This window comes from Paracoccus limosus, from assembly GCF_009711185.1.
GTDB lineage: Bacteria > Pseudomonadota > Alphaproteobacteria > Rhodobacterales > Rhodobacteraceae > Paracoccus > Paracoccus limosus.
Window position 1 is genome coordinate 177,006 of the sequence record NZ_WMIF01000002.1, and the last position, 19,612, is coordinate 196,617.

A 19,612-nucleotide genomic window follows, 5' to 3' on the forward strand; every position below is an offset into this window, starting at 1 on the left:
GTCAGAACCTTCCTCCCTCGCTCCGGTCGGTTTATGTATACATTGCCGATTCCGGCGACGCCAGAGGTTCAAGCAGGTCGCGACCGGCCAGATTGCGCATCAGGGCGGCGGTGCCAAATCGCCATTCCGGGCATTCGGTCGACAGCCGCACGGTGTTTTCCAGCGCGCCCAGATGCGGCTCGCTGATCGTCACCCGGTCGCCCGGCTTGTGGGTAAAGCCCTGACCCTTGGCGCCGCGATCCTGCGTCGGCGCGAAGAGCGTGCCCAGAAACAGCATGGCGCCATCGGGATATTGATGGTGGCGGCCCAGCATCTGCGCCACCAGATCCGCCGGATCGCGGCTGATCTGGGACATCGAGCTGGCGCCATCCAGCACGAATCCGTCCGCGCCCTCGACCCGCAGCGTCAGTTCGGCCTGCCGCACTTGGTCCAGCGTATAGCCGGCATCGAACAGCCGGATCATTGGCCCGATGCTGCACGAGGCATTGTTGTCCTTGGCCTTGCCCAGAAGCAGTGCCGAGCGCCCCTCGACATCGCGCAGGTTCACGTCATTGCCCAGCGTCGCGCCCTTGATCCGGCCGCGGCTGTCCACCGCCAGCACGATCTCGGGCTCGGGGTTGTTCCAGCGGCTGATCGGGTGCAGCCCGACCTGCGCGCCATGGCCGACGGCGGCCATCGGCTGGCATTTGGTAAAGATTTCGGCATCGGGGCCGATGCCAACCTCGAGATATTGCGACCAGAGCCCCTCGGCCAGCAGGGCCTCCTTGACGCGGGCGGCCTCGGGGCTGCCCGGCTTGATGCCGCGCAAGCTGGCACCGATGGCGGCGCCGATGCGGGCGCGGATCGCCTCGGCGGCGTCGGGATCGCCCGCCGCCTGCTCCTCGATCACGCGCTCGACCATCGAGGCGGCGAAGGTCACGCCGCTGGCCTTGATCGCCTGCAGATCGGCGGGGGCGAGCAGGGTGAAATCGCCGACCGCCTCGCCGGGCGTGGCGGCGACATGCGCCACCGGATCGTCCAGTTCGATCAGGTCGCGCATGGTCGGGACGGCGCGGGTGGTGATGTCGATCATCGCGCCCCCCCGCAGCGTGACCAGACAGGGGCCGAGGCCGGGACGCCAGACGCGGCCGACGAAGATACCGTCGCGGGGCAGGTCCATCATTTGCCCCAGCGCAGCGCGATCGGATCCAGCGGCCGCACCAGATCCAGCAGCATGGCGCGCGTCGCAGGGTGCAGCGGCGGGATCGGATGGCGGCTGAAATCGCTGCGGATCACGCCCCCCTCGACCATCACCGCCTTGGCCGACAGAAAGCCGCATTGCCGGTTTTCATGGTTCACCGCGGGCAGGATGCGGGCATAGGCGGCGGTCGCCGCCGCACGGTCGCCGGCGGCCCAATGGGTCAGCACCGGCTTGATCTGGTCGGCGATCATGGCGCTGGTCATGGTCCCGGTCGCACCCGCATCCAGATCAGCCAGCAGCGTGATCGCCTCTTCGCCGTCAAAGGGGCCCTCGATGGCATCGCCACCGGCCTCGATCAGCGCGCGCAGTTTCGCCGCCGCGCGCGGGCATTCGATCTTGAACAGCTTCACCTGCTCGATTTCGTTGGCCATCCGCACCAGCAGCGGCACCGGCAGATCGACGCCCGACAGCGGCGCATCCTGGATCATGATCGGCAGCCCGACCTTGGAGACCTCGGCGAATTGCTCATAGGTCTGCTCGGCCGTGCCCTTCAGCAGCGCGCCGTGATAGGGCGGCATGATCATCACCATGGCCGCGCCCAGATCGCGCGCCAGCCGGGCGCGTTCGACGACGATGGGCGTGGCGAAATGGCTGATGGTCACGATCACCGGCACCCGGCCGGCGACATGTTCCAGCGACAGCCGCGTCAGCGTCTCGCGCTCGGCGTCCGAGATCAGGAACTGTTCCGAGAAATTCGCCAGAATACAGATGCCATCGACGCCCTGATCCACCATGCAGTCCAGAATGCGGCGATTGCCCTCAAGGTCCAGCGACCCGTCATCGTTGAACGCAACCGGCGCGACCGGCCAGATGCCCGAATATTTTGCCATGTCAGAGATCCCCTCAAATCTGGCGCGGATGGTATACCAAAATTCATTCCATGCAAGCCGCCCCCTTCCCGATGTTTCAATTTTGGTATACCAACGCTTCACCCACAGCCGCCACGGATGCCAGAAGGGGGATCATGCCATGGGCAATACGCGTGCAAACAAGCGGTTCCGGTCGCAGGAATGGTTCGACAATCCGAACAACCCCGGCATGACCGCGCTCTACATCGAGCGATACCTGAATCAGGAATACACCCGCGAAGAGCTGCAATCGGCCCGCCCGATCATCGGCATCGCCCAGACCGGCAGCGATCTGGCGCCCTGCAACAAGATCCACGTCTTCCTGATGGACCGCATCAAGGCCGGCATCCGCGACGCCGGCGGCATCCCGATGGAATTCCCGGTGCATCCGATCCAGGAAACCGGCAAGCGCCCCACGGCGGCGCTGGACCGCAACCTGGCCTATCTGGGTCTGGTCGAGGTGCTGCACGGCTATCCGCTGGACGGGGTCGTCCTGACCACCGGCTGCGACAAGACCACGCCCGCCATGCTGATGGGCGCGGCGACCGTGGACATTCCGGCGATCACCCTGAACGGCGGCCCGATGCTGGACGGCTGGTGGAAGGGCAAGCGCGCGGGTTCCGGCACCGTGGTCTGGGAAAGCCGCCGCCTGCTGTCGGAAGGCAAGATCGACTATGACGAGTTCATGTCGCGGGTCTGCGCCAGCGCGCCCAGCCTTGGCCATTGCAACACCATGGGCACCGCCAGCACGATGAACGCCATGGCCGAGGCACTGGGCATGTCGCTGACCGGCTGCTCGGCCATTCCCGCGCCCTTCCGCGAGCGGATGAACATGGCTTACCTGACCGGCAAGCGCATCGTTGACATGGTCTATGAGGACCTGAAACCCAGCGACATCCTGACCCGCGAGGCGTTCGAGAATGCCATCGTGGTCAACTCGGCCATCGGCGGCTCGACCAACGCGCCGCCGCATCTGCAGGCCATCGCCCGCCATATCGGTGTCGAGCTGGACGTGACCGACTGGCAGAAGGTCGGCTTTGACGTGCCGCTGCTGGTCAACATGCAGCCCGCCGGGGAATATCTGGGGGAAAGCTTCTTCCATGCCGGGGGCGTGCCTGCGGTGATGGGCGAGCTGAAGCGCGCCGGACGGCTGCACGAAAACTGCATGACCGTCACCGGGCAAAAGATGGGCCAGAACCTGATCGGTTGGGAAAGCCGCGACCATGCGGTGATCAAGACCTATGCCGAGCCGCTGCGGCCGAATGCCGGTTTCCTTGTGCTGTCGGGCAATCTGTTCGATTCGGCGCTGATGAAGACCAGCGTGATCTCGGCCGATTTCCGCAGCCGCTTCCTGTCCGATCCCGGCCATGAGGGCGTGCACGAGGCCCGCGCCATCGTCTTCGAGGGCCCCGAGGATTACCACGAGCGCATCAACGACCCGGCGCTGGCGATCGACGAAAACTGCATCCTCTTCATCCGCAACGTGGGCTGCGTCGGCTATCCGGGCAGCGCCGAGGTGGTGAACATGCAGCCGCCGGACGCGCTGCTGAAACAGGGCATCAACCACCTGCCGACGGTGGGCGACGGGCGGCAATCGGGCACCTCGGAAAGCCCCTCTATCCTGAACGCCAGCCCGGAATCGGTGGTGGGCGGTGGCCTTGCCTATCTGCAGACCGGCGACCGGGTGCGGCTGGACCTGAACGCGGGCACGCTGAACGCGCTGGTCGAGGATGCCGAATGGCAGGCCCGCAAGGACGCCTGGACACCGCCGGTGCTGGAATGCCAGACCCCTTGGGAGGAAATCTACCGCAAGGAGGTCGGGCAACTGGCGCAGGGTGGTTGTCTTGAGCTGGCGACCGCCTATCAAAAGACCCGGCAGACCCTGCCACGCGACAACCACTAGGGAGAGGACATGCCCAATATCCTGATCACCGGGGCTGGCAGCGGCATCGGCCGCGTCACCGCGCGGCTGTTTCTGGAACATGGCTGGCACGTGGGCCTGATCGGTCGGCGCGAAGAGGCGCTGGCCGAGACCGCCGCCGGTCATCAGGGTGCGCTGGTGCTGCCCTGCGACGTGACCGACCCGGCAGCCGTGGATGCGGCCTTTGCACAGGCGGTGGCGCAATGGGGCCGGCTTGACGCGCTGTTTAACAATGCCGGCGCGGTGCTGATCTCGCGGCTGATCGACGAGATCAGCTATGAGGAATGGCGCGCGGTGACGGATGTGAACATCTCGGGCATGTTCCTGTGCGCCCGCGCGGCCTTCCGGCAGATGCGCCGGCAAGATCCGATGGGCGGGCGCATCATCAACAACGGCTCGATCTCGGCCGATGTGCCGCGTCCGGGCTCGGTGCCTTATACGGTGTCGAAACATGCCGTCACCGGGCTCACGCGCACGCTGTCGCTGGACGGTCGGCCCTTCAACATTGCCTGCGGCCAGATTGACATCGGCAATGCGCTGACGGACATGGCGCAAGCGATGACCAAGGGCGTGCCGCAGGCCGATGGCTCGGTCCGGGTCGAGCCGGTGATGGATGCGACCGAGGTTGCCCGCGCCGTCTGGCATATGGCAACCATGCCCGAAGGCACGAATATCCAGTGGCTGACGGTGATGGCCACCAACATGCCCTATATCGGGCGCGGCTGAGCGGAGGGCAGATGGCACGGGTTCTGGCAATCGGAGCTTATTCCGACGAGGATCGGGCGGCCTTGCAGGGTGATCTGGGCGCGCGGATGCTGGCAGGGCTGGACGCAATCTCCGCCCTGTCCGTGCCCGAGCGCGCCGAGGTCGAGGCCATGGCCTACAAGGGCCATGCGGCTTTGGACGGCGCCGTGATGGACCTGCTGCCGAACCTGCGGCTGATTGCCAATTTCGGCGTCGGCTATGATGCGATCAACGTGGGCGACGCCACGGCGCGCGGCATCCGCGTCACCAACACGCCCGATGTGCTGAACGACGATGTGGCCGATCTGGCCGTCGCGCTGCTGCTGGCCGAAAGCCGGCGCATGGTCGCGGCGGATATCTGGACCCGCGCCGGCAACTGGCCGCAGGGGGAATTCCCGCTGGCGCGCAAGATGTCGGGCCGCCGCATAGGCGTCCTTGGCCTTGGCCGTATCGGGCGCGAGATCGCCGACCGGCTGGCCGCCTTCAAGGCCGAGATCCATTATTTCGCCCGCAGCGAAAAACCGACGCCCGGCTGGCAGTGGCATGCCGATCCGGTGGCGCTGGCGGCGGCGGTCGATGATCTGGTGATCGCCGTGGTCGGCGGCCCCGAAACGGCGGGGCTCGTCTCGGCCGAGGTGATCGCGGCGCTGGGGCCGGATGGCATTCTGGTCAATATCTCGCGCGGGTCGGTCGTCGATGAGGCGGCATTGCTGGATGCTTTGGAACAGGGCCGGCTGCGCGGCGCGGGGCTGGACGTGTTCGTGAACGAACCCCGGATCGACCCGCGTTTTCTGGCGCTCTCCAATGTCACGCTGCTGCCGCATGTGGGGTCTGCCACGCATGAGACGCGCGCGGCGATGGGCGCGTTGCAACGCCAGAACATCCTTGCGCTGCTGGGCGACGAGCCGCTCGTCACTCCGGTGAACTAGGGCGGGGCCGCGATGACCGAGGATACGCTTGCCGAGGCCATCGCCTATGAATTGCGGCGCGAGATCCTGCGCGGCAATTTGCCGCCGGGTGCGCCGATCAAGGAACGCGACAATGCCGAACGTCAGGGCGTGTCGCGCACCCCCATGCGCGAGGCGATCCGCATTCTGGCCAAGGAGGGGCTGGTGGTGCTGCGCCCGCTGCGCAGCCCGGTCGTTGCCGATCCCTCGCTGAGCGAGCTGATCGACCAGATCCATGTGCTGCATGCGCTGGAGATGCTGTCGGGCGAACTGGCCTGCGCCCGCGCCACCGACGCCGAGATCGCCGCCATCGGCGCGCTCAAGGACCGTATCGAAGCCATCTATGGCGAGGCCGACACCCTCGACGTGTTCGAGCTGGACATGCAGTTCCACGCCTCGATCGTTGCTGCCAGCCATAATGCTGCCCTGCGCGAAACGCATGGATCCTATATGGCGCGCCTGTGGCGGGCGCGCTATCTCTCGGCCCGCCGCAAGCTGTCACGCGAACGCGTGCTGCGCCAGCACAAGGCGATCCACGCCGCGCTGGCTGCCCGCGATGTGACGGCGATCAAGGCCGAGATCGGCGCCCATCTGGGGGCAATGGTCGCGAATATCGAGGACCATTTCCGCGAGGAGCACGGGCAGGACATGCAGGATCAGCCAAAGACACGCCCCGGAGAGGCGACGTGAACCGCAACCGCACCCTGATGGGGATGTTGATGTTTGCCGCAGCGGTGGCGCTGTTCGCCTCACTCGACACGACGGCGAAATGGCTGATCGGCTCGGGGCTGGCGGCGTTGCAGGTGGCTTTCGTGCGCTATGCCGGCCATCTGCTGGCGACGCTGGCGGTGACGCTGCCGAAAAAGGGGTTGGGCGTGCTGCGCTCGGTCAATCCGCGGTTGCAGCTGTTGCGCTCGCTTTGCCTGCTGGGCAGCACCGGGCTGAACTTCGTCGCGCTGGGGTATCTGCCGCTGACCACGGTGACGGCGATCATGTTCGCAAGCCCGGTCATCGTCACGCTGCTGGCGGTGCCGTTATTGGGCGAAAAGGTCGGGCCGATGCAGTTCATCGCCATCCTGCTGGGCTTTGCCGGCGTGCTGATCGTGGTGTCGCCCTGGAACGCGCATCTGCATTGGGCGATCTTTCTGTCGCTGGGCTCGTGCATGTGCACCTCGCTCTATTTCATCCTGTCGCGGATGCTGGCGACTGAATCGACCGCGACCCAGCAGATCTGGGCCAGCGGCATCGCCACGCTGGCGCTGGCGCCCCTGGCCTATCTGCAATGGCAGCAGCCGGCCGATGGGCTGGTGGTGCTGATGATGTGCCTGATTGGCCTGTTCGGTGCCAGCTCGCACAGTCTGGTGACGCTGGCGCATCGCATGGCGGATGCCTCGGTTCTGGCGCCGGTCGTCTATGTGCAGCTGCTGTTTGCGAGCATCGCGGGCTATCTGGTGTTTCATCAGGTGCCGGGTGCCTCGACGCTGCTGGGGGCGCTGGTCATCATCGCTGGCGGCGCGCTGCTTTGGCTGTCGGGACGGCGAAAGAGAATTGCCGCAATCAGGACTTCCGCAATCTCGATTTCTTCGGAACAGTCTGAACGGAACTAAGGAGGGAAACAGATGAAACTTTTGCGCTATGGCCCCGAGGGTCAGGAAAAGCCCGGCATCCTTGACGGCGAGGGCCGCATCCGCGACCTCTCGGGCCATGTTTCGGACATCGCCGGCGAGGCGCTGACCCCCGAGGCGCTGGCCGAGCTGGCCGAGCTGGACGTGAACGGCCTGCCGCTGGTCGAGGGTTCGCCGCGTCTGGGCGCCTGCGTCGGGCAGGTGCGCAAATTCGTCGCCATTGGGTTGAACTATGCCGATCACGCCGCCGAAAGCGGCATGGCCGTCCCCGCCGAGCCGGTGGTCTTCAACAAATGGACCAGCTGCATCGTCGGCCCGAATGACGATGTGGTGCTGCCGCCCGGTTCGGTGAAATCCGATTGGGAGGTCGAGCTGGGCGTGGTGATCGGCAAGACCGCGCGTCAGGTCAGCGAGGCCGAGGCACTGGACCATGTCGCCGGCTATTGCGTGGTCAACGATGTGTCCGAGCGCGAATGGCAGCTGGAGCGCGGCAACACCTGGGACAAGGGCAAGGGCTTTGACACCTTTGGTCCGATCGGCCCGTGGCTGGTGACGCGCGACGAGGTTGCCGATGTGCAGAACCTGACCATGTGGCTGGATGTCGATGGCAAGCGCTATCAGAACGGCTCGACCAAGACGATGATCTTCACGGTCGCCGAACTGGTCGCCTATTGCTCGCGGCTGATGACGCTGCTGCCGGGCGATGTGATCACCACCGGCACGCCTCCGGGTGTCGGCATGGGGCAAAAGCCGCCGGTGTTCCTGAAGGGCGGCGAGGTGATCCGGCTGGGCATCGAGGGGCTGGGCGAGCAAAGCCAGACGGTGCGGCGCTGAGGCCAAGGCGGCGGGGCGATGTCCCCGCCGCTGTCCATTTGGGGGTGGCAATGCGGTTTTCGGCCAATCTGGGCTTTCTCTGGGCCGGGCTGGACCTGCCCGGCGCGATCCGGGCGGCGGCTGCGGCGGGGTTCGACGCGGTCGAATGTCATTGGCCCTATGAGACCGCGCCCGAGGCGGTTTTGGCTGCGCTGGCCGAGACCGGTCTGCCGATGCTGGGGCTGAACACGCGGCGCGGCCTGCCGGGCGAGAACGGGCTGGCCGCACTGCCCGGGCGCGAGGCCGAGGCGCGCGCCGAGATCGACCGCGCCATCGCCTATGCCCGTGCCATCGGCTGTGGTGCGGTCCATGTCATGGCCGGTGTCGCCGAGGGTCCGGCCGCCGAGGCGATCTTTCTGGCCAACCTTGCCCATGCCTGCCGTGCGGCGCCCGATCTGACCATCCTGATCGAGCCGCTGAACCGTTATGATGCGCCGGGCTATTTCCTGTCGCGCTCGGGACAGGCGCTGCGGCTGATCGAGCGGGCCGGGCAGGAGAACCTGAAGCTGATGTTCGACTGCTATCATCTGCAGATCATGGAGGGCGATCTGAGCCGCCGCCTGCAGGCGCTCATGCCGATCATCGGTCACGTCCAGATTGCTGCCGTGCCCGACCGTGGCGCGCCGGATCACGGCGAGCTGGATTATCGCCATATCTGCCGGGTGCTGCGGGATCTGGGCTGGCAGCGGCCAATCGGTGCGGAATACCGGCCCGCCGGCCCGACCGAGGACAGTCTGGGCTGGTTGCCGCAGTTGCGCGCGACCTGAGGCCGCTTGGGCCGGTGGCGCGGTCGCATGGGTATTTGGAAAATGGTGAAAGCCTAGCCGGGGTCGCCCGGCAGGCGCGCGCCGGCCTTGGCGGCGAGCACTTTAGCCACGCTGGCGTCGGCCTGCCGGCCGAGGCCGGCGGCGCTGGCCTCGCGGTAAAGTGCCAGTGCCGCCTCGGCCAGCGGGGTCGGGGTTTGCAGCGCCTTGGCCGAGCGGGTGACGATGTCGAGATCCTTGACGAAGATATCGACGGCCGAGAAGGGGGTGTAATCGCCCGAAATCACCTGCGGGCCCCGGTTCTGGAACATCCAGCTGTTGCCGGCGCATTCGGTGATCACCTCTTGCACCGTGGCGAGGTCGAGGCCGGATTTGGCGGCCAGCACCATTGCCTCGGCCATGGCGGCGATGTGGACGCCGGCGAGCAGCTGGTTGATCAGCTTCATGCGGCTGCCGGCGTCGGGCGTCTCGCCAAGGCGGAAGACGCGGGCCGCGATGGCATCAAGCGCCGGGGCGATGCGGTCGAAGGCGGCCGTGGGCCCCGAGGCCGTGATGCTGATTTCGCCGCTGCGCGCCTTGGCGGCACCGCCCGAGACCGGGGCGTCGAGCGCCAGCATGCCGGCCTGTGCCAGATCGGAGGTGATGGCGACGGCATCCTGTGGCTGCATGGTCGGGCAGAGCACGAAGACGGTGCCGGGCCGGGCCGCCGCCACCGCGCCCTGCGTGCCGAAGAGCACCTCGCGGGTTTGCGCGGCATTGATGACATAGACAAAGACCGCATCGGCATCACGCGCCGCCTCGGCCGGGCTGGCGGCGGCCTGACCGCCTGCGGCGACAAGCTCGGCCACCGGCTGCGGGTTCAGATCGACGCCGCGCACGGCGATGCCTGCCCGCGCCAGCGACAGGGCGGCGCCAAGCCCCATCGAGCCCAATCCGATCACTGCGGTACTGATGGTCATGCCCGGCTTCCCCCGTTGTGGCTGCCCTGCAGCAGGATCACCGGAAATGTATACATTGTCAATTTGGGGCGGTCTTAGACGTTCATGCTGAGATCGTAATGCATCCGCGACAGGGCCGGATCGCTGGTCAGGAACAATTCGGGCGACAGCTCCATGATCGCCGGCAGATCCTCGAACACCCGGCGCAGGTGCAGCCGCATCAGTGCCTCGGCGCGGTCAGGATCTTTTTCGGCGATGGCCTCGACCACGCTGCGGTGCTGTTCCAGCATCACATCCGGCGGCGTCACCACCGAGACCAGATGGCGCACGCGGTCGAGGTGGATCTTGAGCCCCTGCAGATGGCACCAGACCAGCGTCTTGCCGGCGATGGCGGCAAGGGTGGCGTGGAATTCCTCGTCCAGGGCCACCAGGGCCGCGACATCGTCATTGCCAAGGCCGGCCTGCAGTTCCAGAAGCCGGTTCAGCCGGTCGATCTGCTGCGGCGCGGCCATGCGGGTGGCGATGCGGGTGATGTCGGCCTCGACCGATTCGCGGATGAAGCGGGTGTCGAGCACCCAGTCCATGTTGATCCGGGTGACGAAGGTGCCGCGCTGTGGCCGGATTTCCAGCAATCCCTCGGCGGCGAGGCGGATGAAGGCCTCGCGCACCGGCTGGCGCGACAATTCGTATTGGTCGGCGATGTCCTGTTCCGAAAGCCGGGTGCCCGGCATCAGATCGCCGCTGACAATCCGCTTGCGCAGCAGCTCGTGCATTTGCGCAGCCGCCGGCTGGTCGCCGCCGGCGGTGCAGTCACGCGGGCGGATCCGCTGGGCAGGTTCGACGTCCATGATCTCCTCCTGCCGGTATGTTCCGGCGAAAGCACCCTGTGCGTCAACCATATCACTGCTGGGCAAAGCGCAGAATGGTGGTCTGGCGGTAGATCACGCCGGGCTCAAGCCGGATCGAGGGGTAGTCGGGGTGATGCGGCGCGTCGGGCCAGCATTGCGGTTCCAGCGCGATCCCGGCGTTGCGGCCATAGCGGTGGCCCGAAATGCCGGTGCTGCCGGGGCGGATGTGGTCGCCGGTATAGACCTGCAGGCCGGGTTCAGTCGTCTCGATCTGCATCTGGACGCGGCCGGCCTGAAGGCTGGCCACCGGGCGCGGCTCGCGCAGGCGCTGGCGGTCGAGGCAGAGGTTGTGGTCGATCACGGTCTCATCCAGACGGGGGCCCAGCGGCACCGGGCTGCGGAAATCCAGCGCCGTGCCATCGACCGGCGCCGGTTCGCCCAGCGGGATCAGCGCGTCATCGACCGGCAGGTAATGCGTCGCCGGGCAGGTCAGTTCGTGGTCGCGGATGCTGTCGCTGCCGTCGAGGTTGAAATAGCTGTGCTGGGCAAAGTTGCACAGGGTCGCGGCGGTCGAGATGGCAAGGATCTCGATTTCAAGGATCGAGCTGGGGCGCAGGCGATAGGTGGCGCGCACCAGCAGATTGCCCGGAAAGCCCATATGCCCGTCGGGCAGGTGATCGGCATAGGCGATGTGATCGGGGCCAAGCGCCACGCGGCGCCAGTTGCGCTGGCCGCTGCCCTGACTGCCGCCGTGCAATGTGTTGCGCCCGGCCTCGTTGCGGTCAAGATGCAGCTGCCGGCCGTCCAGAACGGCCTCTCCGCCGGCGATGCGGTTCGCGGCCCGGCCGACGATGGCGCCGAAATAGCGGCCTCCGGCGGTCAGATAGGGGGCGAGCGTGGGAAAACCCAGCACCAGCGGATGCGGGACACCCTGCAGGCGCAGATCCTGAACCGAGGCGCCCCAGCTGATCGTCGTCAGCCGCAGGCCATGGGCCTGCAGCACGGTGCTGATGACCTGTTCGCCGTCAGGCAGCCGGCCGAACCTGCTCATGCCCGGACGCGGGGCTCGGGCAGGCCGCGGATGCCGTTGCCGGGCAGCACCAGCCAGCTGCGGCCATCCTCGGCGCCGGCCAGCCCCTCGGCGGCGCTGGTCACGAGGATGCGGTCCAGATGTTCGCCGATGAAGGCGGGGCAGGTGGCCTGCGCCGCCGGCAGCCTGATTTCGTCCAGCACCTCTCCGGTGGGCGCGTGGCAGACCAGCGCGCCGCGCCCCCAGCGCGCGTTCCAGAAGTTGCCCTGCGCATCCAGCACGGCGCCGTCGGGGTAATCCTCGGTGCCGGTGAAATCCAGAAACACCTGCGGCGCCCCCACGGGCCAGCCCTGATCGTCCAGATCCTGCATCCAGACGGTCTGCTGCGCGGTGTCGGCGTAATAGGCGATCCGGGCCGGGGCCGAAAAGCAGATGGCATTCGGAATGCTGATGCCGTCGTAAAGCTTGTGCAGCTGGCCGTCGAAATAGCGATAGATCGCCCCGGCGCCCGCGCTGGCATCCAGCGCCATGGTGCCGATCCAGAAACCGCCCCAGGGATCAGCCCGGCCATCATTCGAGCGGTTGCCGGGCAGGTCGGGCTCCAGCGCGGCCAAGGGCCGGGTGCTGCCGTCGTTCAGGTCCAGACGCAGCAGCGCGGTTTCGCTGGCGATCAGCAGGCTGTCGCGGTCGATCCAGCCCGCCGCCGAGACGCGCTCGGGAAAGCGCCATTCCAGCTCGCGCCCGTGGTGGCGGCTGAGCAGGCGGCGGTCGAGGATGTCGAACCAGAAGGCCTGCTGCCGTTCGGGGTGCCAGAACGCGCCCTCTCCCAGAGTGCAGATGCGGGGGTCGAAGAGCGTGTGGCGCATCGGATCATTCCAGCGCGGCGACGATCTCGCGCGCGCGGGCGCCCACCGTCTCGGCGCTGTCGCCGGGGCGGTAAAGCGAGCCGCCGATGCCAAAGCCCTGCGCGCCGGCCGCGAACCATTCGGCAAAATTATGCGGGCCGACGCCGCCCACGGCATAGACCGGCATTTCGGGCGGCAGCACCGCGCGCAGCGCCTTGAGCAGGCCGGGACCGGCCTGATCGGCGGGGAACAGTTTCAGCCCGCTGGCGCCGGCGGCGATTGCGGCGAAACATTCGGTGGCGGTGAACACGCCCGGCCATGATTCCAGCCCCAGCCGGCGGCTTTCGCGGATCACCTCGGGGTTCATGTTGGGCGAGACGATCAGCCGCCCGCCGGCATCGGCGACGCGGGTCACGTCCTCGGGCGTCAGCACGGTGCCGGCCCCGATCACCGCCTGCCCGGCAAAGGCCGTGGACATCAGCCGCACGCTTTCCAGCGGGTCAGGCGAATTCAGCGGCACCTCGATCCGGTCGATGCCGGCTGCGATCAATGCCTCGCCGACGGGAAGGGCCTCGGCGGGGGTCAGGCCGCGCAGGATGGCGATGATGGGGCTGGTCATGTCTTCTCCAAGGCTGTGGCCGCCGCCGACAGGCCCGCAAGGACCAGTGCCGCGCCATCCTGTTCGTAGGCATCGCCGCCGGCCATGGTCAAGCCCCTGACATAAAGCTGCGACAACTCGGGCGCGCCGATCACGGCGACGTGTCGTCCGCTCCAGAGCGCGCGGGCCGCCGCGATCTCGGCGCCGATCAGCAGGCCCGACAGCCGGCCCGCGCCTTCGGCCGGCGTCAGCCCCTGCAACAGCGCCGCCGCGCGCAGCGGGAACAGGTGCAGCGCCACGGTTTCGGGCGCGGCCAGCGCCTGCGCCACCGCCGCGTCAAAGGCCGCGGCCTCGGGCCGGGCATCGCCCACGGTCAGGCGCAGCACCGATTGCCCGCTGAGAAGCGCGTAAAGCTCGCCGGTCATGAAGGTGTGAAAGCCGATGACCTCGCCCGCGCGGATGCCGACCCATTTGCAATGCGTGCCGGGCAGGCAGAGCGTCCCGTGGAAATCGGGATGCGCGGCCAGAAAGCCGGCGATCTGGGTTTCCTCGCCGCGCATCACATCGGGCGGGTCGAACTGGCAAAGGCCGGGCAGGATATGCACCAACAGGCGCGGATCCTTGACCGGCGGCCGGGTGGCGCGGTGCGGGTCCAGGGGCGTGCAGGGCACCTGACGATAATCGGCCTCGACCCAGCCGGTGCGCGCACCGACCATGCCGCAGGCGATGACCGGCATCGGCTTTTCGCCTGCGGGCGGCAGCCAGTCCGCGACCAGATCCAGCAGCGCCGGCTCGAACTGGTCGGGGGCAAGCTTGCCCATGCCCTGATCCGAGGCGCGGCTGTCCTGCGCCGCGTTGCCCTGCATGGCCCAGGCCCGCAGCCGGGTGGTGCCCCAATCGACCGCGATCCAGTCCGGCCTTACCATGCGAAGCCGGCGGTCTGGATGCGGCGCCCCAGCATCATCGCATCGGCGACATGGCGGAACGGCGCCAGATCCACATCGCTTTCGCCGCGCTGGATCAGCTGGGCAAAGCGGGCATAGATCCGGTCGTATTCGCCTGAAAGCGAGCTTTCGCTGGCAATCGCCTGACCGTCGATGATCACCGTGGCGCCGCCCTGCGACAGCTCCAGCACGCCGCGATCCGTCTCGATCCGCATGTCCCAGGTCTGCACGCCGGTTTCGCGGAAGTCGAAGTCAAGATCGACCGGCGCGCCCTCTTCGGAGAGCATCTTCAGCCGGGCCGCGATGGGGGTGTCGCGGTTTTCGGGGAATTCCAGCTCGGCCTGCGTCGTGTAAAGCGCGACCGGCAGGATATGGGTCAGGATGGAATAGGCGTTGATGCCGGGGTCAAAGACGCCGGTACCGCCGGGGGCAAAGATCCAGTCCTGTCCCGGGTGCCAGCGCCGCACATCCTCGCGCCAGGTGACGGTCAGGCCGGTGATGCGCTTGTCGGCAAGCCACGCCTTGGCGCCCGGAATGCCCGGGGCGAACTGGCTGTGCCATGCGGTGAAGAGCACCCGTCCCTGATCGCAGGCGATGCGTTCCAGCGTCATCACCTCGGAGACGGTTGTGCCCGGCGGCTTTTCCAGCAGCACATGCTTGCCCGCCAGCAGCGCCTGACGCGCGACGGCGAAACGCACCTGCGGCGGCGTGCACAGCGCCACCGCCTGCACCTGCGGCATCTGGCGCAGGAAGCTGTCCAGATCAGCGAAGGCCTCGACGCCCTCGGCCCGGTTCACCGGATCGACGGTCGCCGCCAGACGGAACACGGGCGAGGCGTCCAGCGCCGCGCGATGCTGGTCGCGGGCGATCTTGCCGAAACCGATGATGCCCAGATCGATGCCGGGCTTGTCAGTGGCTGTCACGGCCAACCTCGCGTCCCCGGCAGCCTTTCAGGAAGTCGAAGTCGGCGCCGGTATCCGCACCTTCGACATGGTCGTGGAACATGCGGGCATAGCCGCTGGCGGGCGGATCGACGGGCGGGGTCCAGTCCGCAAGCCGCTGGGCGATTTCCTCGTCGCTCAGGTCCAGATGCAGACGGCGGTTCGGCACGTCCAGCTCGATCCAGTCGCCGGTCCGCACGATGGCCAAGGGACCGCCGCGCGCCGCCTCGGGCGAGGTGTGCAGCACCACGGTGCCATAGGCCGTGCCCGACATGCGCGCGTCGGAAATCCGCACCATGTCGGTGATGCCCTTTTTCAGCACCTTGGGCGGCAGACCCATATTGCCGACCTCGGCCATGCCGGGATAGCCCTTGGGACCGCAGTATTTCATCACCATGACGCTGTTTTCGTCGATGTCGAGCGCGTCGTCATTGATGCGCGCCTTGTAGTCGTCGATGTCCTCGAACACCACGGCGCGGCCACGATGCTGCATCAGATGTGGGCTGGCGGCCGAGGGCTTCAGGACCGCGCCGCCCGGCGCCAGATTGCCGCGCAGGACCGCGATACCGCCTTGCGGCGTCAGCGCCTTTTCGACCGGCAGGATCACGTCCTCATTCCAGTTGCGGGCGTCCTTGACCTCATCCCAGATGCTCTCGCCCGAGACGGTCAGCGCGTCGCGATGCAGCACGCCCGCCTCGCCCAGACGCTTCAGCACGACGGGCAGGCCGCCGGCATAGAAGAACTCCTCCATCAGATATTTGCCCGAAGGCATCAGGTTCACGATGGTCGGAATGTCGCGGCCGCAGCGGTCCCAGTCGTCCAGCGTCAGATCGACGCCGACCCGGCCCGCTAGCGCCAGCAGATGGATCACCGCATTGGTGGACCCGCCGATGGCGCCATTGGTGCGGATGGCGTTTTCAAAAGCCTCTTTGGTCATCACGTCGCTGGGCTTCAGGTCGTCCTTGACCATCTGCACGATGCGCCGGCCGGTCAGCTGCGCCATGACGCGGCGGCGGCTGTCCACCGCCGGGATCGCGGCATTGCCGGACAGCGCCATGCCAAGCGCCTCGGCCATGCTGGCCATGGTGCTGGCGGTGCCCATCGTGTTGCAGGTACCGGACGAACGGCTCATCGCCTGCTCGGCTTCAAGGAATTCGTCCTGCGTCATCTCTCCGGCCTTCACCGCCTCGGAGAATTTCCACAGATGCGTGCCCGAGCCGACGCGCTCGCCTTGAAACCAGCCGTTTAGCATCGGCCCGCCGGTGACGACGATCGAGGGAATGTCGGTCGAGGCCGCGCCCATCAGCAGGCTGGGCGTCGTCTTGTCACAGCCGACCAGCAGCACGGCGCCGTCGATGGGCTGGCCGCGCATCGCTTCCTCGACCGCCATGGCGGCGAGGTTTCGATACATCATCGCGGTCGGGCGATAGGTGTTCTCGCTGGCGGAAAACACCGGAACCTCGACCGGAAAGCCGCCGGCCTCCCAGACGCCCACTTTGACCTTTTCGGCCAGCTCGCGCAGATGGCCGTTGCAGGGGGTCAGGTCGGACCAGGTGTTCAGGATGCCGATGACCGGGCGGCCGTCGAACAGGTCATGCGGATAGCCCTGATTCTTGAGCCAGCCGCGATGATAGATGGTGTCGCGCGAGTTGCCGCCATACCAGTGCTGTGACCGCAGCTTGCGCGGCCACTCAGCGGGTTTGAAAGTCATGATTTGCTCTTGTTGGAAACGTCGAAGATGACGGCGGCCATCAGCACGAGGCCCTTGATGACCTGCTGATAGTCGATGCCGATCCCCAGAATGGACATGCCGTTGTTCATCACGCCCATGATGAAGGCGCCGACCACAGCCCCGATCACGGTGCCGACGCCGCCCGCCATCGAGGCGCCGCCGATGAACACCGCCGCGATCACGTCCAGTTCAAACCCGACGCCTGCCTTGGGCGTGGCCGAGTTCAGCCGGGCCGAGACCACCAGACCCGCCAGCGCCGCCAGCATCCCCATGTTGACGAAAGTCAGGAACACCACCCGTTCCGAGTTGATGCCCGACAGTTTCGCCGCCTTGGCATTGCCGCCGATGGCATAGATCCAGCGGCCGATGGTCGTGCGTTCAGAGATGAAGGCATAAAGCGCCACCAGCACCGCCATCACCATGAAGACGTTGGGCAGGCCGCGGAAATTCGCCAGCGCCCAGGTCATCCAGACCAGCGCGACAAAGATCAGCGCGTTCTTGGCGGCGAAAAAGGCGAAGGGCTCATCGGCGATGCCCACGGCCTCTTCGCGCTTGCGGGCGCGGATCTGCAGCCACAGGATCGAGACGGCGGCGGCCCAGCCCAGCACCAGCGACAGCGCATTGGGCTTGCCCACGCCGAACAGGTCCGGGATGAAGCCCGAGGCGATCATCTGGAATTCGCGCGGGAAGGGGCCGATGGACTGCCCCTTGAGGATCCACATGGTCAGGCCGCGGAACACCAGCATGCCCGCCAGCGTGACGATAAAGCTGGGGATCTTCCAATAGGCGATCCAATAGCCCTGCGCGGCGCCGATCAGCGCCCCGGCGACAAGGCTCAGCACCACCACGACCGGGATCGGCAGGCCCATCTTGACGATCATCAGCGCAGCAAGCGCCCCGACGAAGGCCGCGACCGAGCCGACCGACAGGTCGATATGCCCGGCCACGATGATCAAGAGCATCCCCACCGCCATGATGACGATATGGCTGTTTTGCAGGAACAGGTTGGTCAGGTTCACCGGGCGGAACAGGATGCCGCCGGTGACGATCTGAAAGAACGCCATGATGATGATCAGGGCGAAGAGGATGCCATATTCGCGGATGTTGCGGCGGATGAAGCCGAAGGTATCCCCGCTGCTGCGGGTCTCGGTGCTGTCAGACATGGGCTGCCTCCGCCTCGATTTGCTCGGGGGTGACCGATTCGTCGGTCAGGTCGTGGCCCGAGTGGATGATGATGGACATGATCTTTTCCTGCGTCGCCTCGGCGGTCGGCAGATCGCCAACCAGCCGGCCCTCGTTCATGACGAGGATGCGGTCGGTGATGCCCAGGAGTTCGGGCATCTCGGACGAGACCACGATGATGGATTTTCCGGCGGCCGCGAGGTCGCGGATGATGGTGTAGATTTCATATTTCGCGCCGACGTCGATGCCGCGCGTCGGCTCGTCCAGAATCAGGATCTCGGGACCCGAGAACAGCCATTTCGCCAGCACGACCTTTTGCTGGTTGCCGCCCGACAGGTTCACCGTGGCCTGATCGACCGAGGAGGAGCGGATGTTGATCTGCTTGCGATAGTCGCGGGCAACCTTGCCCTCTTTCTCGCGGTCGATGACGCCCTTGGGCGCGATGCCGGGCAGGTTGGCCAGCGGGATATTGCGCTTGATCGTGTCGATCAGCACGAGGCCCAGCGACTTGCGGTCCTCGGTCACATAGGCAAGGCCGGCCTTGATCGCCTTGGGCACGGTCGAGACATCGACCTCTTTGCCGTGGATCTTGACCGAGCCCTTGCGGAATTCGCCCATCGAGCGGCCAAAGATCGACATGGCCAATTCGGTCCGGCCCGCGCCCATCAGCCCTGCGATGCCCAGGACCTCGCCCTGCCGCAGATCGAAGCTGGCGCTGTCGACCATCAGCCGGCCATCGCGGGTCGGATCGGCCACGGTCCAGTCGCGGACCTGCATCACCACTTCGCCGATCTTGGGCTCGCGCGGCGGATAGCGGTCATTCATCGAGCGCCCGACCATGTCCTTGATGATCTGGCTTTCGGGCACCATACCCTGATGATGCGCCACGGTGGCGCCGTCGCGGATCACCGTGATGCTGTCGCAAAGCTGGCTGATTTCGTTCAGCTTGTGCGAGATCATGATCGCGGTCATGCCCTGTTCGCGGAAACTGGCCAAAAGACGCAGCAGCGCGGCACTGTCGTTTTCATTCAGCGAACTGGTCGGCTCGTCGAGGATCAGCAGATCGACCTTTTTCGACAGCGCCTTGGCGATCTCGACCAGCTGCTGCTTGCCCATGCCCAGCGTGCCAACCTTGGTTTCGGGGCTTTCGCGCAGGCCGACTTTCGCCAGCAGCTCGGCGGTGCGGCGGTTCGTCTCATGACGGTCGATCACACCGCGATGGGCAAGCTCGTTGCCCAGAAAGATGTTCTCGGCAATCGACATCTGCGGCACCAGAGCAAGCTCCTGGTGGATGATGACGATGCCCTGTTCTTCGCTGTCCGGGATGCCGCGAAACGCCATCGGCTTGCCGTTATACAGGATCTCGCCCTGATACGAGCCATGCGGATAGACGCCCGACAGCACCTTCATCAGCGTGGATTTGCCGGCGCCGTTTTCACCGCAAAGCGCGCGGATCTCGCCGCGCTGCACGGTGATGTTGACATTGTCCAGCGCCTTGACGCCCGGGAATTCCTTGGTGATCCCGCGCATTTCCAGAATGGCGTTCATTGCTGTTCCCCCTTGCCTGAACGCAAAACGCCGCCGCCGGGCCG

General features: G+C 66.6%; 19 protein-coding genes. 7 read left to right on the forward strand and 12 right to left on the reverse strand.

All coding sequences use genetic code 11. From position 1 onward, the window contains the following. Positions 1-31 precede the first annotated feature (31 nt). On the reverse strand, positions 32-1,162 hold the full coding sequence (locus GL279_RS02590; protein WP_155063051.1) for a fumarylacetoacetate hydrolase family protein: 1,131 nt from the start codon (positions 1,160-1,162) through the stop codon (positions 32-34). Next, positions 1,159-2,070, reverse strand: a complete 912-nt coding sequence (locus GL279_RS02595; RefSeq protein ID WP_155063052.1) for a dihydrodipicolinate synthase family protein — start codon at positions 2,068-2,070, stop codon at positions 1,159-1,161. Before GL279_RS02595 ends, GL279_RS02590 begins: the two co-directional genes overlap by 4 nt. Positions 2,071-2,209: 139 nt before the next feature. Between GL279_RS02595 and GL279_RS02600 the strand changes: the two genes are divergently transcribed. The 7 genes from GL279_RS02600 to GL279_RS02630 are packed head-to-tail and all read left to right on the forward strand — an operon-like array spanning position 2,210 to position 8,965. Next, a complete protein-coding gene (locus GL279_RS02600; RefSeq protein ID WP_155063053.1) occupies positions 2,210-3,991 on the forward strand; it encodes an IlvD/Edd family dehydratase in 1,782 nt (593 codons plus the stop codon). A gap of 9 nt (positions 3,992-4,000) precedes the next feature. After that, a complete protein-coding gene (locus GL279_RS02605; protein WP_155063054.1) occupies positions 4,001-4,735 on the forward strand; it encodes an SDR family oxidoreductase in 735 nt (244 codons plus the stop codon). Between the two features lie 11 nt (positions 4,736-4,746). After that, positions 4,747-5,682, forward strand: coding sequence for a 2-hydroxyacid dehydrogenase (locus tag GL279_RS02610; RefSeq protein ID WP_155063055.1), 936 nt, complete (start codon positions 4,747-4,749; stop codon positions 5,680-5,682). A gap of 12 nt (positions 5,683-5,694) precedes the next feature. Next, entirely contained in the window at positions 5,695-6,390 is a 696-nt protein-coding gene (locus GL279_RS02615) for a GntR family transcriptional regulator (protein ID WP_155063056.1), read from the forward strand. Then, complete coding sequence (locus GL279_RS02620) at positions 6,387-7,307, forward strand: DMT family transporter (RefSeq protein ID WP_343039686.1); 921 nt, start codon at positions 6,387-6,389, stop codon at positions 7,305-7,307. The genes GL279_RS02615 and GL279_RS02620 overlap by 4 nt, the downstream gene beginning before the upstream one ends. Before the next feature lie 12 nt (positions 7,308-7,319). After that, positions 7,320-8,159, forward strand: coding sequence for an ureidoglycolate lyase (locus GL279_RS02625; RefSeq protein ID WP_155063057.1), 840 nt, complete (start codon positions 7,320-7,322; stop codon positions 8,157-8,159). 50 nt (positions 8,160-8,209) lie between these two features. Then, the gene (locus tag GL279_RS02630; protein WP_155063058.1) at positions 8,210-8,965 is read left to right on the forward strand and encodes a hydroxypyruvate isomerase family protein; all 756 of its coding nucleotides are present in this window, start codon (positions 8,210-8,212) and stop codon (positions 8,963-8,965) included. A 53-nt stretch (positions 8,966-9,018) separates the two neighbouring features. Here the strand turns inward: GL279_RS02630 and ltnD are convergent, their stop codons facing one another. The 10 genes from ltnD to mmsA all read right to left on the reverse strand — a co-directional run bounded on the left by ltnD (position 9,019) and on the right by mmsA (position 19,568). Beyond that, the gene (gene ltnD, locus GL279_RS02635) at positions 9,019-9,921 is read right to left on the reverse strand and encodes an L-threonate dehydrogenase (protein ID WP_155063059.1); all 903 of its coding nucleotides are present in this window, start codon (positions 9,919-9,921) and stop codon (positions 9,019-9,021) included. A gap of 74 nt (positions 9,922-9,995) precedes the next feature. Continuing rightward, positions 9,996-10,748 carry a GntR family transcriptional regulator gene (locus tag GL279_RS02640; RefSeq protein WP_155063060.1) on the reverse strand — a complete coding sequence of 251 codons (753 nt, stop codon included), beginning with the start codon at positions 10,746-10,748 and terminating at the stop codon, positions 9,996-9,998. 52 nt (positions 10,749-10,800) lie between these two features. Next, positions 10,801-11,799, reverse strand: a complete 999-nt coding sequence (locus GL279_RS02645; protein ID WP_155063061.1) for an aldose epimerase family protein — start codon at positions 11,797-11,799, stop codon at positions 10,801-10,803. Next, positions 11,796-12,644, reverse strand: coding sequence for an SMP-30/gluconolactonase/LRE family protein (locus tag GL279_RS02650; protein ID WP_155063062.1), 849 nt, complete (start codon positions 12,642-12,644; stop codon positions 11,796-11,798). Before GL279_RS02650 ends, GL279_RS02645 begins: the two co-directional genes overlap by 4 nt. Before the next feature lie 4 nt (positions 12,645-12,648). Next, entirely contained in the window at positions 12,649-13,242 is a 594-nt protein-coding gene (locus tag GL279_RS02655) for a 2-dehydro-3-deoxy-6-phosphogalactonate aldolase (protein WP_155063063.1), read from the reverse strand. Next, on the reverse strand, positions 13,239-14,147 hold the full coding sequence (locus GL279_RS02660) for a 2-dehydro-3-deoxygalactonokinase (protein WP_155063064.1): 909 nt from the start codon (positions 14,145-14,147) through the stop codon (positions 13,239-13,241). The genes GL279_RS02655 and GL279_RS02660 overlap by 4 nt, the downstream gene beginning before the upstream one ends. Beyond that, on the reverse strand, positions 14,141-15,088 hold the full coding sequence (locus GL279_RS02665; RefSeq protein WP_343039687.1) for a Gfo/Idh/MocA family protein: 948 nt from the start codon (positions 15,086-15,088) through the stop codon (positions 14,141-14,143). Before GL279_RS02665 ends, GL279_RS02660 begins: the two co-directional genes overlap by 7 nt. After that, the gene (gene araD, locus GL279_RS02670; protein WP_155063066.1) at positions 15,075-16,817 is read right to left on the reverse strand and encodes an L-arabinonate dehydratase; all 1,743 of its coding nucleotides are present in this window, start codon (positions 16,815-16,817) and stop codon (positions 15,075-15,077) included. The genes GL279_RS02665 and araD overlap by 14 nt, the downstream gene beginning before the upstream one ends. Further along, positions 16,814-18,001 carry a multiple monosaccharide ABC transporter permease gene (gene mmsB, locus GL279_RS02675; protein ID WP_155063067.1) on the reverse strand — a complete coding sequence of 396 codons (1,188 nt, stop codon included), beginning with the start codon at positions 17,999-18,001 and terminating at the stop codon, positions 16,814-16,816. Before mmsB ends, araD begins: the two co-directional genes overlap by 4 nt. Then, entirely contained in the window at positions 17,994-19,568 is a 1,575-nt protein-coding gene (mmsA, locus tag GL279_RS02680) for a multiple monosaccharide ABC transporter ATP-binding protein (RefSeq protein ID WP_155063068.1), read from the reverse strand. The genes mmsB and mmsA overlap by 8 nt, the downstream gene beginning before the upstream one ends. Positions 19,569-19,612 lie beyond the last annotated feature (44 nt).

Excerpts from the sequence above, each read along its gene's own strand:
- GL279_RS02590 (WP_155063051.1), bottom strand. The coding sequence starts at position 1,162 with ATGATGGACCTGCCCCGCGACGGTATCTTCGTCGGCCGCGTCTGGCGT.
- GL279_RS02595 (WP_155063052.1), bottom strand. The coding sequence starts at position 2,070 with ATGGCAAAATATTCGGGCATCTGGCCGGTCGCGCCGGTTGCGTTCAAC.
- GL279_RS02600 (WP_155063053.1), top strand. The coding sequence starts at position 2,210 with ATGGGCAATACGCGTGCAAACAAGCGGTTCCGGTCGCAGGAATGGTTC.
- GL279_RS02605 (WP_155063054.1), top strand. The coding sequence starts at position 4,001 with ATGCCCAATATCCTGATCACCGGGGCTGGCAGCGGCATCGGCCGCGTC.
- GL279_RS02610 (WP_155063055.1), top strand. The coding sequence starts at position 4,747 with ATGGCACGGGTTCTGGCAATCGGAGCTTATTCCGACGAGGATCGGGCG.
- GL279_RS02615 (WP_155063056.1), top strand. The coding sequence starts at position 5,695 with ATGACCGAGGATACGCTTGCCGAGGCCATCGCCTATGAATTGCGGCGC.
- GL279_RS02625 (WP_155063057.1), top strand. The coding sequence starts at position 7,320 with ATGAAACTTTTGCGCTATGGCCCCGAGGGTCAGGAAAAGCCCGGCATC.
- GL279_RS02630 (WP_155063058.1), top strand. The coding sequence starts at position 8,210 with ATGCGGTTTTCGGCCAATCTGGGCTTTCTCTGGGCCGGGCTGGACCTG.
- ltnD (WP_155063059.1), bottom strand. The coding sequence starts at position 9,921 with ATGACCATCAGTACCGCAGTGATCGGATTGGGCTCGATGGGGCTTGGC.
- GL279_RS02640 (WP_155063060.1), bottom strand. The coding sequence starts at position 10,748 with ATGGACGTCGAACCTGCCCAGCGGATCCGCCCGCGTGACTGCACCGCC.
- GL279_RS02645 (WP_155063061.1), bottom strand. The coding sequence starts at position 11,799 with ATGAGCAGGTTCGGCCGGCTGCCTGACGGCGAACAGGTCATCAGCACC.
- GL279_RS02650 (WP_155063062.1), bottom strand. The coding sequence starts at position 12,644 with ATGCGCCACACGCTCTTCGACCCCCGCATCTGCACTCTGGGAGAGGGC.
- GL279_RS02655 (WP_155063063.1), bottom strand. The coding sequence starts at position 13,242 with ATGACCAGCCCCATCATCGCCATCCTGCGCGGCCTGACCCCCGCCGAG.
- GL279_RS02660 (WP_155063064.1), bottom strand. The coding sequence starts at position 14,147 with ATGGTAAGGCCGGACTGGATCGCGGTCGATTGGGGCACCACCCGGCTG.
- araD (WP_155063066.1), bottom strand. The coding sequence starts at position 16,817 with ATGACTTTCAAACCCGCTGAGTGGCCGCGCAAGCTGCGGTCACAGCAC.
- mmsB (WP_155063067.1), bottom strand. The coding sequence starts at position 18,001 with ATGTCTGACAGCACCGAGACCCGCAGCAGCGGGGATACCTTCGGCTTC.
- mmsA (WP_155063068.1), bottom strand. The coding sequence starts at position 19,568 with ATGAACGCCATTCTGGAAATGCGCGGGATCACCAAGGAATTCCCGGGC.